This window comes from Flavobacterium bizetiae (genome assembly GCF_902804475.1).
GTDB lineage: Bacteria > Bacteroidota > Bacteroidia > Flavobacteriales > Flavobacteriaceae > Flavobacterium > Flavobacterium bizetiae.
Genome location: NZ_CADCSU010000097.1, coordinates 1 through 14,766, shown reverse-complemented (window position 1 = coordinate 14,766; position 14,766 = coordinate 1). Strand labels below are relative to the sequence as shown.

General features: G+C 33.3%; 17 protein-coding genes and 1 riboswitch. Of the genes, 12 read left to right on the top strand and 5 right to left on the bottom strand.

Annotation, left to right across the window (positions count from 1 at the left end):
- Positions 1-37: 37 nt before the first annotated feature.
- Positions 38-409 carry a hypothetical protein gene (locus FLACOL7796_RS12675; protein WP_173971142.1) on the bottom strand — a complete coding sequence of 124 codons (372 nt, stop codon included), beginning with the start codon at positions 407-409 and terminating at the stop codon, positions 38-40.
- Positions 410-597: 188 nt separating this feature from the next.
- Here FLACOL7796_RS12675 and FLACOL7796_RS12670 point away from each other — a divergent pair, with 188 nt between their 5' ends.
- The 4 genes from FLACOL7796_RS12670 to FLACOL7796_RS12655 all read left to right on the top strand — a co-directional run bounded on the left by FLACOL7796_RS12670 (position 598) and on the right by FLACOL7796_RS12655 (position 2,762).
- A complete protein-coding gene (locus FLACOL7796_RS12670) occupies positions 598-798 on the top strand; it encodes a hypothetical protein (protein ID WP_173971141.1) in 201 nt (66 codons plus the stop codon).
- 59 nt (positions 799-857) lie between these two features.
- Complete coding sequence (locus FLACOL7796_RS12665; RefSeq protein WP_173971140.1) at positions 858-1,418, top strand: pseudouridine synthase; 561 nt, start codon at positions 858-860, stop codon at positions 1,416-1,418.
- A gap of 80 nt (positions 1,419-1,498) precedes the next feature.
- Positions 1,499-1,954 carry a tRNA (cytidine(34)-2'-O)-methyltransferase gene (locus tag FLACOL7796_RS12660; RefSeq protein ID WP_173971139.1) on the top strand — a complete coding sequence of 152 codons (456 nt, stop codon included), beginning with the start codon at positions 1,499-1,501 and terminating at the stop codon, positions 1,952-1,954.
- Position 1,955: 1 nt separating this feature from the next.
- Positions 1,956-2,762, top strand: coding sequence for a hypothetical protein (locus tag FLACOL7796_RS12655; protein ID WP_173971138.1), 807 nt, complete (start codon positions 1,956-1,958; stop codon positions 2,760-2,762).
- On the opposite strand, the gene FLACOL7796_RS12650 is transcribed toward FLACOL7796_RS12655, so the two are convergent.
- The 4 genes from FLACOL7796_RS12650 to FLACOL7796_RS12635 form a co-directional block, all read right to left on the bottom strand.
- Positions 2,759-3,535, bottom strand: coding sequence for an ABC transporter ATP-binding protein (locus tag FLACOL7796_RS12650; RefSeq protein WP_173971137.1), 777 nt, complete (start codon positions 3,533-3,535; stop codon positions 2,759-2,761). The genes FLACOL7796_RS12655 and FLACOL7796_RS12650 overlap by 4 nt on opposite strands.
- A 97-nt stretch (positions 3,536-3,632) precedes the next feature.
- The gene (locus FLACOL7796_RS12645) at positions 3,633-4,046 is read right to left on the bottom strand and encodes a GxxExxY protein (protein ID WP_173971136.1); all 414 of its coding nucleotides are present in this window, start codon (positions 4,044-4,046) and stop codon (positions 3,633-3,635) included.
- A 73-nt stretch (positions 4,047-4,119) separates the two neighbouring features.
- A complete protein-coding gene (locus tag FLACOL7796_RS12640; protein WP_232067368.1) occupies positions 4,120-5,148 on the bottom strand; it encodes an iron ABC transporter permease in 1,029 nt (342 codons plus the stop codon).
- A 5-nt stretch (positions 5,149-5,153) separates the two neighbouring features.
- Positions 5,154-6,296, bottom strand: a complete 1,143-nt coding sequence (locus FLACOL7796_RS12635; RefSeq protein ID WP_173971135.1) for an ABC transporter substrate-binding protein — start codon at positions 6,294-6,296, stop codon at positions 5,154-5,156.
- A gap of 171 nt (positions 6,297-6,467) precedes the next feature.
- Here FLACOL7796_RS12635 and FLACOL7796_RS12630 point away from each other — a divergent pair, with 171 nt between their 5' ends.
- The 8 genes from FLACOL7796_RS12630 (at position 6,468) to FLACOL7796_RS12595 (ending at position 14,633) form a co-directional block, all read left to right on the top strand.
- Complete coding sequence (locus FLACOL7796_RS12630; RefSeq protein ID WP_173971134.1) at positions 6,468-6,830, top strand: DUF5522 domain-containing protein; 363 nt, start codon at positions 6,468-6,470, stop codon at positions 6,828-6,830.
- Between the two features lie 187 nt (positions 6,831-7,017).
- Positions 7,018-7,524, top strand: a complete 507-nt coding sequence (gene cobU / locus FLACOL7796_RS12625; protein WP_173971133.1) for a bifunctional adenosylcobinamide kinase/adenosylcobinamide-phosphate guanylyltransferase — start codon at positions 7,018-7,020, stop codon at positions 7,522-7,524.
- Between the two features lie 192 nt (positions 7,525-7,716).
- The gene (gene cobT, locus FLACOL7796_RS12620; protein WP_173971132.1) at positions 7,717-9,396 is read left to right on the top strand and encodes a nicotinate-nucleotide--dimethylbenzimidazole phosphoribosyltransferase; all 1,680 of its coding nucleotides are present in this window, start codon (positions 7,717-7,719) and stop codon (positions 9,394-9,396) included.
- A gap of 44 nt (positions 9,397-9,440) precedes the next feature.
- Positions 9,441-9,881, top strand: a complete 441-nt coding sequence (tnpA, locus tag FLACOL7796_RS12615) for an IS200/IS605 family transposase (RefSeq protein ID WP_173971131.1) — start codon at positions 9,441-9,443, stop codon at positions 9,879-9,881.
- 192 nt (positions 9,882-10,073) lie between these two features.
- Positions 10,074-10,871: an adenosylcobinamide-GDP ribazoletransferase gene (locus FLACOL7796_RS12610; protein ID WP_173971130.1), complete on the top strand. Its 798-nt coding sequence runs from the start codon at positions 10,074-10,076 to the stop codon at positions 10,869-10,871.
- Entirely contained in the window at positions 10,856-11,389 is a 534-nt protein-coding gene (cobC, locus tag FLACOL7796_RS12605) for an alpha-ribazole phosphatase (RefSeq protein ID WP_173971129.1), read from the top strand. Before FLACOL7796_RS12610 ends, cobC begins: the two co-directional genes overlap by 16 nt.
- 67 nt (positions 11,390-11,456) lie before the next feature.
- Positions 11,457-11,667: riboswitch (cobalamin riboswitch) on the top strand.
- A gap of 27 nt (positions 11,668-11,694) precedes the next feature.
- Positions 11,695-13,557 carry a TonB-dependent receptor plug domain-containing protein gene (locus FLACOL7796_RS12600; protein WP_173971128.1) on the top strand — a complete coding sequence of 621 codons (1,863 nt, stop codon included), beginning with the start codon at positions 11,695-11,697 and terminating at the stop codon, positions 13,555-13,557.
- Positions 13,558-13,562: 5 nt separating this feature from the next.
- On the top strand, positions 13,563-14,633 hold the full coding sequence (locus FLACOL7796_RS12595) for a YncE family protein (RefSeq protein WP_173971127.1): 1,071 nt from the start codon (positions 13,563-13,565) through the stop codon (positions 14,631-14,633).
- The last annotated feature ends 133 nt before the right edge of the window (positions 14,634-14,766 follow it).

Genomic DNA, 14,766 nt, shown 5'->3' with positions numbered 1-14,766 from the left:
TAAAATCAGGGATTTTTTTAGTATTTAAAGATAGAATCTACTCTTCGTCTAATTTCATATTTCCGCGATCTTCATGACTTTCCGGATCAGAATTAGGATAACGATTGGGCGTGATATCAGAATTTCGGTCTTTATTCTCTACCGTTTTTTTAGCTTCTTCATCTGATGCAACTCCCCTATTGGCATTTGCGCCTTTAGATTTCCCATCATCTTTTACTTCTTTGATATCTTCATTTTCATTTCGGGCTCTTTCCACGACTTTTTTGTTTCCTTCAGTATCTGTAACGACCTCTTTTTTTAAATTCGGATCATCTGATTTTCCATCATGCGAAATGTTTTTCCCTTTAGATTCATCTATATTTTTTTGTACTCCATTTATCTTTTTCGATCCTAAATTATTAGTTTCCATAATTTTGTATTTTAGTGTTAGTCTTATAATATTACGAATTCTATAGCGGAAAAGTAAGCTCTTTAACATTGCTTTTGGTTTCTTTAATAATTCTAGAAATCAAACTAAAAACAAATAACAATATCATTTTCAAAACGTTAACCCAATATTATCGTAAATTAGATTCTAAAATTCAAAAAACTCATATTATGAACTTTTTCAAAATCAAAACCACCTGGACTAATGCTGAGTTTATTATAATAAAGCTCTGCATCGCTTCAGCTTATCTTTTCATTGGAAGTTACTTTCATAATTTCATTCAGTATTATTACGTGCCTTTATTGGTGATTTTTGTGGTAACGGTAATTTGGTTCGTGTATTTATGGTTGAAGAAAATGAAAAACGAATGATCATAATAAGTTGGAATTACTTCTGAAACAAAACTATCTTTGCATTCAAAAAATACGGCATGCATCAACATTTTATTCTTTTTAAACCTTACGGCTATCTGAGTCAATTTATTTATGAATTGAAAAGAAAGAAAAAGCTTTTAGGAGAATTACACGATTTTCCGGAAGGAACAATGGCGATTGGCAGACTTGACGAAGATTCTGAAGGACTACTTTTACTCACAACCGACGGAAAAGTGAGCGAGCAAATAAGAAGCAAAAAAGTTGACAAAGAATATTATGTTCAGGTTGATGGCGTAATTACTCCTGAAGCGATTGAACAATTGCAAAATGGTGTCGAAATTGGTTTTGATGGAGGTAAATACAAAACCAAACCCTGCTCTGCTTTTATCGTGACTGAAATTCCAGATTTTGGGCCAAGGGCAAAAAAAATACGCGACGAACGTCATGGGCCAACTTCATGGGCATCGATAACAGTAAATGAAGGAAAGTTTCGTCAGGTTCGAAAAATGACTGCCGCAGTTGGTTTTCCTACTTTAAGATTGGTTCGCGTTCGTATAGGAAATGTATATTTGCAAGACTTAAAAGCGGGAGAAGTTCGAGAGGTTGATCATTTTTAATTAGATAATTTGGCAATTAGAAAATTAAATAATTTTTGGAAACTCAATAATTTATAACTCATAATTCATAACTCAAAAAAATGCTAAACGTTGTTCTTGTAGAACCTGAAATACCAAATAACACTGGAAATATTGGAAGATTGTGTGTAGGTACTGAAAGTAGATTGCACTTAATTCATCCGTTTGGATTTGTGATTAATGATAAAAACCTGAAACGTTCGGGATTGGATTATTGGGTACATCTTGATGTTACTGAATATCAAAATATAGAAGAATGGATCGCAAGGATTCCGGATCAATCACGTGTTTTCCTGATGAGTTCTCATGCTGAAAAATCATATCTTGAAACTGATTTTCAGGATGGAGACTGGTTGGTTTTTGGGAAAGAAAGTGTTGGATTAAGCGCAGCAATTTTAGCTCGTTTTGAAAATCATTTAACGATTCCAATGTCGAAATTAATCAGAAGTTTTAATATCGCAAATTCTGTAGCTTTTGTGGTTGGTGAGGCTAAAAGACAAATTGGGTTGAAGAGTTAAAATGGAGAGAGAAGTTACAGTCAATGAAGCATTAGCTAAAGGAAAAGGGCAACTGGTTTATCTACCCATGTTTGTCACTTTTACATTCATCGTTGCTAGTATTGTTTTGAGTGTTTATGAAATAGTTTCCACTTGGATTATTCTAATCGGTTTTTTTTCTGGTTTTTTATTCGGCTGGCTTACCTGGAGTTATTTTGTAAATAGATGGAAAGTCTGGGCATTTGAAAATGTCCGAAATGTTCGTGAATTAAAACGAAAAGCAATTGAGCAAAAATTAATCTGGAACAGTGACAGTTGGTTCGAAAAAACAGAATTTAAAAGTCTTGAGCAAAAAACAAAACTGAAATCACTGGAAAAAAAATTCCTTGAAAAAGATGTTTATGAAGATGACATCAATATCCCCAAAGAAACTTTAATTTATTATTCGAAAACTACGTTAGTATTTTTATTAATTATTAGTGTAGGCATGATCTCTCTTGGAATATATTTTCTTTTAGATAACGATTATTTCATGTCCATTCTGGTTGTGGTTGGTTTATATCTTGGCTATGATCAAACTAAAAAATTAAGAGACAGCGATCCTCAAATCACAATTAATGCTAAGGGAATAAAATTAAAAAATAAGAAAATGGTTTCCTGGGATAAAATTTATGACGATAGAGTGTTTACACAAAACAGCGGAAAAAGCTCTACAAATTATCTCGCATTTAATAATGAGATGATTAACATTGGTGAATTAACTGTAAAATTTGAAGAATTAGAAAAATTACTTCAGGTTTACAGAGTACGCTTTGAGAACAACAATTAAGTTATTATAAACTTGCCTTTCTCCGCATCAAAAGCGATGTGTTCGTCTTTGAACAAATTTGCAAAACTTCCGTTTGAGATAAGATGACAAGGTTCATCCTGAACAATTACTTCCGGTGTCATGATGATCATTTCGTCGCTTAACTGAATCGCCAAATCGATATCATGTGTCGAGAATAAAATACACTTTTGAGTTTCTTGTGTGAGTTTTTTCAGTAATTTAAACAGTGAAACTTTGTGCAGTAAATCGAGATGGGTTGTGGGTTCATCCAAAATAATAAGCGGGGTATCTTGTGCCAAAGCTCTGGCGATTAATACTTTTTGCAATTGTCCGTCGCTAATTTCGAAATGTTTTTTCTGTGCTAAATGTTCGATTTGAGTCAGCTGTAGTGCTTCCTGAACTTTCTCGATGTCGGTTTGGGTCAAAGTGCCTATCCAGTTGGTGTAAGGCTGGCGGCCTAGTGCCACTAACTCAAAAACGGAAAGATTACTTGGTGGTAGTTTTTCGGTTAAGACCAAACTTAGATTTTGTGCTAAATCTAAAGGATTGTAGGTGTTGATGCTTTTTTCATTCAGAAAAACATTTCCTGATAATGGTTCCTGAATTCCTGTAATGGTTCGCAATAAAGTCGATTTCCCAATTCCGTTTGCTCCTATTAATGAAATGAGTTTCCCTGCAGATAAGTTCAAATTAAGATTCTCGGCAATAGTCACAGTTTCTTTCTTGGACTTATAGCCAATGCTTAAATTTGAAGTTTTTAGGATGGTGCTCATTGTGGTTTGTTTTTTAAACACATAGAAACATAGGATTTTCTTTTTCGTAAGAGTTATATTTTAAATTTACTCGTAAATTACACATAGTTCAAATTATTTAAAACTTTGGGAATAAGTTGAAATATTCATTTACAAATGTTTTTTGACCTTCTTTAAATATATTAAAACAATTAAAATTAATTATAATTCCTTTTGGAGCTTTTAAAAGCTTCATATAAGTTAAGAGCTGTGCTTTATGAACCGGATTTATTTCAGAAACGGTTTTTAATTCAACAACCAGACAATTTTCAACAAATAAATCACATCTAAAATCTGTAATCAATTCTTGTCCTTTATATGTTATCGGCACTTTCATCTCTGTGAAAAAATTTAATTTTCTTTGTGAAAGTTCTTCTTTCAGGCATTGGTGATATACATTTTCAAGCAATCCTTTTCCAATTATTTTATGTACTTCTATAGAAGCTCCAATAACTTCATAAGTTAATTCGTCTAAATACTTTTGCGTAATCATTAATTTTTTTAATTGAAATAAAAACTATGTTTCTATGTGTTTAAAAAATAAAAGTAATAATTTTCTTAATATTTTACTGAAAATTTCTTTTTCGCATTAATAAATATACAACAACTGGCGCCCCAATTATTGATGTTATGGCATTAATTGGCAATGTGGTATCTAATCCCGGTAATTGCGAGGCAATATCACAAAAAAGCATAATAATACCTCCGTAAAAAAAAGTACTCCAATATAAAACCGCGTGATTGCTGGTTTGAAATGTTAGTTTTGCAATATGCGGAACAGCTAAACCAATAAAAGCAATTGGACCGGCAAAAGCAGTAACGCTGCCGGCTAAAATACTAGTAGCAAATATGATAACCAATCTTGCTTTTTTATAATTCAATCCCATGCTTTTAGCATAGTTTTCGCCTAAAAGCAATGCATTTAAAGGTTTGATGCTACTAGCACTTAAAAGCAAACCAAAACTAACACAAACTGCCAAAATCGAAATAGATGTCCAGGAGAGATTTCCTAAGCTTCCTAATGACCAAAAGGTAAATTTTTGCAATTGTTCTGCCGAACTAAAATAAGTTAAAACCCCAACAATCGCGCTGGTAAAACTACCAAACATAAGTCCCACAATTAAAATTGCCATCGTATTTCGCAAGCGTTGTGCTACTAACAAAACCAGCATTAAAACCAAAACACTTCCTAATGTTGAAGCAAATACAATTCCGTATGGCGATAATAAAATTACGTTTAGAAATGTCGGCAAAAAGCCCGCTCCTAAAATTACAATGGCTACGGCCAAAATTGCTCCGGAACTTAATCCTAAAACATCTGGTCCCGCCAACGGATTTCGAAATAAGGTTTGCATTAATAGTCCGCTTATGGATAATCCCACGCCTACTAACATTGCTGTAATCGCCTTTGGCAAACGATAGTTGATGATGATATATTCCCAGGTCGATTTGCTGGCATGACCGCCCGTTAAACTCGTATATACTTCTTTGAACGGAATGGTGATTGACCCCAAACTAATGTCCAGAAAAAACATAAATAAAAGTGCCAGGGCAAGTACCGAAAACAGGATTATATTTCGCTTTTTATTGATCAATACGCTTAATTTAATTTTGATGCAAAAGTAAATTCATAGCTTGGCAATAAGTCAGGATGAAAAATCTTGATATAATCTTTTAGTACTAAATCCGGGCGACTTGGTGCTAATTCATAATAAACAGTTCCACCAGTTGCTCCTACTTTACCTTCGAAAGTATAAACGGTTTTATTTTTAAAAGCATCAAATTGACTGTAATGCGGATTCGTTTTTCCAAATTCTTCTAACGTTTTGAATGATCCTGAAGCAATCCAGAAATTGGCCGTTTTGGCTTTTACCAATACTTTTTCAAAAGACAAACCTTCGCTTCCGGTTCCTTTTAAGTCTGACCATAAATAATTGGCCTGAGCATCTTTCATAAACTGGGCAACCCAACTATTTCCTTTGGCTACATACCAAACATCTTCATACATAGAGCCATATAAAACAGTTGAAGTCGCAGGTTTATCTGCCACTAATTTTTTGGCCTGATCGTAGCTTAATACAATTTTATCAAACAATTCTTTGGCTTTGTCTTCTTTACCAAATAAAGCTCCGTAAAGTTTGATCCATTCTGCTTTTCCTAGTGGAGATTGCTCCATCCAATCGGCTTGGATCAGTACGTTTAGTCCGCTTTTCTTTAAATTATCCAATGTTGGATTGTTGTTGTCTACACCAAAAGTTACAATCAGATCCGGAGATAATTCGATTAATTGCTCGATATTTAATTTTTCGTTTTCACCTACATTTTTAACGGAGCCTTTGTCGATTAAAGCTCTTGTTTTTTCTGATGAAACGTAATCAGTATGAGGAAAACCAACCAATTTATCTTCTATTTCTAACATTTCAAGAAACGGAATATTGGTTGTTGAAGTTACCACAACAGATTCTAAAGGTACTTTTATGGTGGTGTATTTTTGTAAACTGTCCGGAACTTTAGCTTCTTTTTCTTTTAGGACATAAGTAAATTTTGCATTGGCATTTGGCCATGGTTCTGTTACGGTTACTATTGAATATCCTTCGTGTTTAACAATAGAAAGCCCGGATGCATATTCGATACTATTTTTTGCATTAGTATCTTTTGCAACGGTTTCAGTCTCATTTTTTTTACATCCAACAAGAAGAAAAAGAGGTAAAATAAAAATTAATTTAGGGAATAATTTTTTCATAAATAGGTTATCTTATTTTAAGGAATAGTTTTTGATTTCTGGATTTTGACGTTTAACTTAAATCATGACCATTTCGTAATTTGCATTTTGATAGTGACAAAGGTAAGGCAATTTCTATTTTTTTTATTTATCTTTATTCTTACAAAAAGCAATAAATACTACATTTAACCTATGAATAGCATAAAAACAAAAGTTTGTTCCAGCTGTGAATCTTCTTTTACTTGTGGAGATATTTCAGCAGAAAGCAAATGTTGGTGCAATGATTTCCCTCCTATTTTTAACCTTTCTGATGGTGGCGATTGCCTTTGTCCGGTTTGCTTTAAAGAAGCTTGCGAAGACAAAATTGATGCTTATGTAGAAACGATTACGCCTCAAAAAGCGCTTAAAAACAAAGCCATAACTTTACCCAAACAAGAAAAACTAATTGAAGGAATTGATTATTATATCGAAAATGGAAATTATGTTTTTAAAACCTGGTTTCACTTAAAAAGAGGTTCTTGCTGCGGAAATGACTGCAGACATTGCCCTTATTAAATTGTTATGAGTTATGAATTATTAGTGATAAATTTATAACTGTTTTTCTACGATTGGTCTTTTGCGTTAGGGATAGTAGCGATATCCTTTTATTTTTTTCTTTAAAAAATAAAAGATATAGTGGATAGCCCGACCGTAGGGAACGTCCTAACAATTTACATTTCACAACTAACAATTCACAATTAAAATGATTTACTTAATTACCGGCGGCGAGCGATCAGGAAAAAGCAGTTATGCTCAAAACTTGGCGTTGCAACTTTCAAATTCGCCTATTTATGTGGCAACGGCGAGAAAATGGGATGCTGATTTCCAGAACAGAATCGATCGTCATCAGCAAGAACGTGATGAACGATGGACGAATACTGAAGAGGAAAAATATTTAAGTAAAATTGATTTTACCGGAAAAGTAGCGTTGATCGATTGTGTGACGCTTTGGTTAACCAACTTTTTTACTGACCATCAATATGATGTGAATTTAAGTCTGGAAGAAGCTAAAAAAGAATTTCTTTCGATCGCGAATCAGGAAAATGCTACCTTAATTATTGTAACCAACGAAATTGGAATGGGCGTTCATGCCGAAACTCACATTGGCAGAAAATTTACCGAATTGCAAGGCTGGATGAATCAGTTTTTGGCATCTAATGCTGATGAAGTGGTATTGATGGTTTCTGGAATTCCAGTTAAAATTAAATAATTAAATTCCAAAATATAAACTCCAAATTCCAAAACTGGAGAGGAAATTCCAAACTTTTAAATTCCAAATTCGAACGTGATAGCTTATCTTTACTTAAATCTTTAAATTTTTTAAATTCTTTAATGAGATTTCTGTCAAATTGGAATTTGGAATTTAAAAGTTTGGAATTTTCAACCAAATTGGAATTAAACAATGAGTTATTTAGATGATATTTTAAAATCACGACGAGACACCCGACATTTTACTGCTGATGAAGTTCCGGATGAAGTGATCGAAAAAGCTTTGCAGGCCGGACATTGGGCGCCATCGGTTGGGTTGACTGATGCTACGAGATATTTTATCATTAAATCTAATAAAGTTAAAACGGCGGTAAAGAATCTCTTTTTAGATTATAATAAAAAAGCTGAGGAACTTACTGATAATCCGGAACAAAAAGAACATTACAAATCTTTGAAACTTGAAGCGATTGAAGAAGCGCCAATCGGGCTTATTATTGCTTATGACAGATCTGTCCTTAATCAGTTTACGATTGGGACTGTGGGTAGTAACGAAGCGGTAAAATTTAGCTCAGTTTGTGCAGCACAGAATATTTGGCTTTCGCTAACAGAACAAGGTTATGGAATGGGTTGGGTTTCAATTTTGAATTATCACCAATTCAAAAAGATTCTTGATTTACCTGACAATATTGAACCGTTGGGTTATTTCTGTATAGGAAAACCGGCAACGAATTATGATAATCAACCAATGTTGCAACAGTTGCATTGGAAACAGAAATCTGAAGCTCCGATTTGTACCGAAATTAAAAATGTTACTGAAGATGTTGTTTTAGATTTTGACTTGAAAATCGAAAAGTCATCTGAATCTAAACCTGATTTTAGGAGACTTTTGCAAGAAAAAATAGATTCTAAAACAAAACCTATTGGTTCTTTAGGCACTTTAGAAACGCTGGCTTATCAGATGGCGACGATTTTTGAAACGCTGAATCCTAAAATAATAAATCCCAGTATAATAGTTTTTGCCGCAGATCACGGAATTGCAAATCATGGTGTGAGCGCTTATCCGCAAGATGTTACGCGACAAATGGTGGGTAATTTTCTGGAAGGTGGTGCGGCGATAAACGTTTTTTGCAATCAGAACGAGATTAAATTATCGATTGTTGATGCGGGAGTTAATTATGATTTCCCAACGAATGCTAATTTAATTAATGCCAAAATCGCAAAAGGAACGCAATCATTTTTGCATATTCCTGCGATGAGCGAAACTGAATTGCAATTGTGTTTTGAAAAAGGCAAATCGATTGTTGATGAAGTTGCTCAAACAGGTTCTAATTGCATTGGTTTTGGCGAAATGGGAATTGGAAATACTTCTACGGCTTCGGTTTTAATGAGTCTTTTAACGGGTTTACCTATTGAAGATTGTGTTGGAAAAGGAACCGGAGTTGAAAATGAAAAACTATCTCAGAAACAGGATATTCTAAAAAAGGCAATTGAAAATTATTCCGGTCAAGCCGAATTAAAACAGCAACTCGCCTATTTTGGGGGTTTCGAAATTATACAAATCGCGAGCGGAATGTTAGCAGCTTACGATAACAAAATGCTGATTCTAGTTGACGGTTTTATTTGCAGCGTCGCTTTTTTGATTGCTTCGAAAATTAATCCTGATATTAAAGACAATGCTCTTTTCTGTCATTGTTCTGCCGAAAAAGCGCACGATAAATTATTGAATTATTTAGGCGCAAAACCTATTTTAAATCTTGATTTACGCCTGGGCGAAGGAACAGGTTGCGCGATTGCTTTTCCTATTTTAAAATCGGCAGAAGCTTTTTTGAATGATATGGCAAGTTTTGAAAGTGCGGGGGTTAGTAGGAAGTAATTTAAGTTGTGTTTTTTCGTTAAGTAAGAAAAAACACTATAATTATGCCATTGATAAAAGTATACATCCATTTTGTTTGGAGTACAAAAAACAGATTTCCATTTTTAAATTCAGTCGAATTAAGACAAAAAGTTTGGAATCATATTAGAGAGAATGCAAAAGAAAAAGGAATTTATGTTGATTTTATAAATGGATATTCAGATCATTGTCATTGCATAATTTCTTTAGGTGTTGATCAAAATATTAAAAAAATAATACAATTATTAAAAGGCGAATCTTCATTTTGGATCAATAAAAATAAATTAACAAAAGAAAAATTTGAATGGCAAGATGAGTATTTTGCAGTTTCAGTTTCAGAATCTTTAATAGATAAAGTCAGAGATTATATTAAAAATCAAGAAATACATCATAAGAAAAAAACTTTTAAAGAAGAATATGATGAGATTATCAGCAAATTTGGATTTCAAAAGGTAATGAATAAATAGAATTTGGCTAAAGCCTCTTCTGATTATAAATTTTATACCCCATATAAATCTGGGGGCTATACAAAAAAATACATTATTATTAATACATAAAGTTTTTTGCACAATCTAAATTGAATAGACAACATCTTTAGATGTTGGAACATAAATTGGCAATCAAAAATGGCTTTAGCCAAATAATTCTACATCATTTAAATGAAAAAAGAACTACATATTTTCTTTACCTCTCTAATGTTTTACACCCGAATTCCGTGTCCTAAAAACATTGATCACCATTCTGATTATTTAAACAAAGCCACTCGATATTTCCCTTTAATTGGATGGATTGTTGGCAGTATATCATTTTTGGCTTTTTATCTTTTTTCTCTTTTTCTTTCAACAGAAACTGCGGTGATTTTTGCGCTGATTATTTCTGTACTTACTACGGGAGCTTTTCACGAAGATGGCTTTGCTGATGTTTGCGATGGTTTTGGCGGAGGATGGACCAAAGAGAAAATCCTGATAATTATGAAGGATAGCGCTATTGGCGCTTACGGAGCAATTGGTTTGGTTTTACTTTTTTTACTAAAATTTAAATTACTTTCAGAATCTCTTGCGCTTTTTAAAGGAGATAATGCTATGGCGCCTATTCAGGTTTACCTTTTATTTATTTCGGCTCATGCTTTAAGCCGTTTGGCGGCAATCTCTATTATTTTTACGCATGAATATTCCCGGGATGATGCGTCGAGCAAAAGCAAACCCATTGCTAAGAATCACACCTGGAAAGAAATTTCAGGTTCATTTTTCTTCGGGTTAGTTCCGTTATTAGTTTTCTCGTATTTCCATTATCAATTTCTTTTGACTTTGGTTCCGGTTTTTATCATGCGTTATTTTTTAGCTCGTTATTTTCAGAAATGGATTGATGGCTACACAGGAGATTGCCTTGGTGCGACACAACAAGTTTGTGAAGTTGTTTATTATTTAAGTATTCTTTTTATATGGAAATTTATTTAGTTCGTCATACCGAAACAATTTGCGAAAAAGGGGTTTGTTACGGACAATCTGATGTGGGTCTGGCAGAACCTTTTGATTCGGTTTTTGAAAATATCGTTTCGCAATTACCTTCTGAAGCGATCATTTTTTCAAGCCCTTTAAAACGTTGCGTTATTTTAGCCGAATACATTCAGCAAACTATTAAGACAATTTCATTTGAAAAAGAAGATCGCTTAATGGAAATGAATTTTGGCGATTGGGAAATGAAAAACTGGAACGAAATCCCGCCAGAAGAACTCAATCCCTGGATGGAAGATTTTGTAAACATTAGTGTTTCAAACGGTGAATCTTTTATTGCGTTGCACGAACGTGTGGGTGACTTTTTTTCTCAACTTTCAAAAGAAACAACTACGCCAATAATTATTGTAGCCCATGCCGGAGCGATTCGCAGCATTTTATGTCACCATACTTCTTTACCCTTAAAAGATGCTTTTAATAATAATGTAGATTTTGGCGAGGTAATAAAAATAGTACTTTAAATGGCCTTTTGTTGAGAATATCTTCTTTATAATCAAACAAATTAGAAAAATCGACATTTTTAACTTTATCTTTGCAAACAATTAAGGTTGTGTTATTTCGAAACACATTAAAAGGGAATCAAGTTATCAGTAGAAAATCTTGAGCTGTACCCGCAACTGTAAGCTTAGTTCTGAAAAGAATGTTTGTTGTTATCTCCAATACCACTGCTCGCCCCGGCGAATGGGAAGGTAAACAGCAAAACGCAAGCCAGGAGACCTGCCTTTGTAACCAATATCGAACTCTCGGGAAAAAGAGTGCAGAAATTATGACTTTAAAAAAGCTTTTCGCGTTTTGTTTATTGCTATTGTGCCAGATTGTTGTGGCGCAGAATGATTCTATTAATAAGTTAAAAGAAGTCATCGTTTCTGATGCGAATCTTAAAAAATACTCTGCCTCACAATCGGTTCAGGTATTAAATGATTCCGTTATCAATAAAAACGCCTCTTCTTTAACATCTCTTTTAAATTTCAATACTGTCATTTATTTTAAAGAAAATGGTCTTGGTATGACATCCGGACCTTCTTTTAGAGGAACTACTGCAGCACAAACAGCAGTTATCTGGAATGGCATCAACATTAATTCACAATTTTTAGGTCAAACTGATTTCAACACCATCGGAACAAGAGATTTTAATTCTATCTCTGTGAAAGCCGGTGGAGGAAGTGTTTTATACGGAAGCAGTGCCATCGGCGGAAGCATTCACCTAAATAATGATTTGAGATTTAAAAATGAATTCTCTAATCAGGTATTTTTTAGCTTAGGAAGTTACAATGCTTTGAGTGCCAACTATCGCATTAATGCCTCTTCTGAAAAATATAGTTTACAAGTCAACATCTCCAGAAATAGCTCTGATAATGATTTTAAATATCCCGGCACAAAAGATGAGAGAAACATAAATGGTGAATATTATAACACCAGCATGAATACCACTTTTGGATATAAAATAGATGCTAAAAACACCATAAAAGCATACAGTCAGTTTTATGATGCAGAACGTCATTTTTCTTTAATTGTACCCACAGAAACCAAAACAAAATACAACGATTTTAATACCCGAAATTTATTAGAATGGGAAAGTGTATTGAATCGTTTTACATCAAAATTGAAATTAGCCTATATTGGAGAATCGTATAAGTATTTTGCTAATATAGATTCTGAACTATTTACGTACGGAAAAGTTGAAACTTCTATCATAAAATATGATTTGGCTTTTGATGTAAATGATAAAATCAAACTGAATGGTATTGTCGATTACAATCGTAATAAAGGATATGGTTCGAGCATCGATCAGGCCAAAAGAGAAGTTGGTTCGGCTAGTTTACTGTTAAGTCATTTGGTTACCGATAAATGGGATTATAATGCCAGTATACGTCAGGAAGTAACGGATAATTTTGGAAATCCATTCCTGTTTTCTTTTGGAACACGTTATCAATTCACTGATTTTTATCGTTTGAAATTTAATGCTTCAAAAAATTTCAGAATGCCTACATACAATGATTTGTTTTGGGAAGGAAGTGGTAATCCTGATCTAAGACCTGAAACTTCTTATCAGGCAGAAATTGGTAATGAGTTTTTTACAAAGAATTTCTCTGTCTCTCTGACAACTTATTATAATTCGATCAAAGACTTATTACGCTGGGTTCCTACTGAAGGAAGCGGTGGTGCCTGGGCGCCTGAAAACACAGATAAAGTAAGAGCGTATGGTGCCGAAATACTTTTAGAATGGAAACCAAAAATAGGCAACAATAATTTTACGGTAAACGGAACTTATGCTTACACGGTTTCTGAAAGTAAACAAATGATAAAAGGAGAATCTGTTTATAAGCAATTGATTTATGTTCCTTACCATAAACTAACAGGATCGGTTTCTTATAATTGGAGAAAAGTATCTTCTTATTTTCAATATTTATACAACGGAGATGCTTATACAACACCTTTTAATAATCCTGCAACCAAAGTAAAAGATTATAATATTGGTAACGTTGGTGTTGATTACGATTTTGGAAAAAAGAACAGTTACAAACTTGGTGTTCAAGTTTTAAATATCTGGAATGAAAATTACCAACCCGTTTCTAACAGACAAATGCCGGGAAGAAATTTTACAATATACATAAACCTTAATTTTTAAATACAATGAAAAGATTTAACAAACTATTTTTAACTGTCATATTAAGCTCGGCATTTTTTGTGTCATGTAGCAGCGATAATGATGATACAACACCGGAACCACGTGGCAATTACGAAGGGGGATTATTTATTGCAAATGAAGGTCAATTTTTGAAATCGAATGGAAATGTATCTTATTTATCAGATGATTTAAAAATTGAAAACAATATTTTTTCTTTATTGAATCCTGAAAAAACAAAAAACGACATTATCCAATGCATTGGTTTTAACGGAAACTTCGCTTATTTGATTGTAAATAATACGAATAAAATTGAAGTAGTAAACAGATACACTTTCAAAAGCGTTGCGACTGTTACTACAGACATCAAAACCCCAAGATATATTGCTTTTGCAAACGGAAAAGGATATGTTACAAACTGGGGAGACGGAAATGATTCAAAAGATGATTATGTAGGGATTCTTGATCTTACTACAAACACAATTACATCTAAAATTTCTGTAGTTGAAGGACCTGAAAAAATAATTGAAAACGGTGGTAAACTTTATGTTACTCACAAAGGAGGTTACAACTTCGGAAATTCATTAACTGTAATTAATGCTGCAACTAACTCGGTAGTAACTAACTTTGAGGTAGGTGACATGCCTGCAGGATTGGTAAAAGACAATGGAAGCTTGTATATTTTATGCGAAGGATATCCTTACTATGCTGAGAAACAAACAGCTGGTAAATTGGTAAAAGTCAGTCTAAGCACGAATACTATTACTTCAACTCTTAGTTTTGACGGTATAACACATCCGGGATATTTAGATATTGAAAACGATAAATTATATTACACTATCGACAGTAATATTTATTCTCTTGCTACAAGCGCTACAACTTTACCAACCGCTCCAATTTTCAAGGCTACTGAGGTTACCTCACTTTACGGACTGGCAGTAAAAAACAGCAAAATATATGTTGCAGACAAAGTAAATAATGTAGATAACGGAGATATTTATATCTATTCTCTAACAGGAAAACTTACTAATGAATTTAGCGTAGGCGTTAATCCAAACGGATTTTACTTTAATAATTAATTATTAATTTATTTTAGAATTTGTTTTTGGAATATTGAGTAGTCCTAAATAATCGATACAGATTATTAAACAAATTATATTTAATTAAACACCTGTAATATTTTTTATTGCAGGTGTTTTTCTTTTATAAGTT